The sequence below is a fragment of the Bartonella sp. MU70NMGDW genome (genome assembly GCF_042194085.1).
GTDB lineage: Bacteria > Pseudomonadota > Alphaproteobacteria > Rhizobiales > Rhizobiaceae > Bartonella > Bartonella grahamii.
In genome coordinates this window covers 1-905 of record NZ_JBHIMK010000472.1, presented here as the reverse complement: position 1 = coordinate 905, position 905 = coordinate 1, and the positions used below count along the sequence as shown (strand labels likewise).

The window sequence follows — 905 nt, the reverse complement described above, 5'->3', positions numbered from 1 at the left end:
AGTACTCAAACAAATATAACGATTAATCATGTTTCAGGCACGACTTCTGTTCCCGCTTCTCCGCAAAAGGTTGTTGTATTTGATCTTGCCTCGCTAGATAATATGAATCGTCTTGGTATCCAAGCCGTTATCGGCATTCCTGAAGGTAAAAAACCATCTTATCTGCAACAATTTGATGATGCAAAATATGAAAGAATTGGAACCGTTTTTGAACCAGATTATGAAAAAATTGCCACTCTTCAACCCGATTTGATTATTATTTCTTCCAGAACTCAAGCAAAATATAAAGATTTAGCCAAAATAGCTCCAATAATTGATCTAACAGTAGAAAACGAAAATTCTCTTGAAGATATTAAACGAAATGTGTCTATCCTTGGAAAAATTTTTGGCAAAGAAAAAGACGCTGCGGCAGAAATTGCAAAACTCAATGAAGCTTTTGCTGAAGTCCGTAAAAATACCCAAGGAAAAGGCACTGGGCTCATACTCATGACTTCTGGTGGAAAAATCAGTGCTTTCGGACCAAAATCACGTTTTGATATTTTTCACTCCGCTTTTGGAATTACCCCTGCAACCGATAAACTCACCGTGCAAAAACATGGACAACTCATTTCTCCTGAATTTATTCTTGAAACCAATCCTGATTGGTTGTTGGTGATTGATCGGGATGCAGCCATTGGACGGGAAGGACAATCTGCAGCACAATTGCTCAACAATGAACTTGTTCACCGCACAACAGCAAGCAAAAAAAATCAAATTATTTATTTGGACTCTTGGAGCTGGTATCGTGCAAATGGTGGTTTAACGGCACTCATTGAAACGGCACAGCAAATCAATGAAGCCTTTACAAAGAGCAAATAAGCGTACAAAAGAGCTTGCTTGCTATATAAATAAAATTTAAAAGCAGA

At 37.7% G+C, this 905-nt stretch carries 1 protein-coding gene; it reads left to right on the top strand.

The features are described 5' to 3' along the window. On the top strand, window positions 1–858 hold an 858-nt coding region (locus ACFIKE_RS12325; RefSeq protein ID WP_375650112.1), incomplete at its 5' end, for a siderophore ABC transporter substrate-binding protein. Between the last annotated feature and the right edge of the window lie 47 nt (window positions 859–905).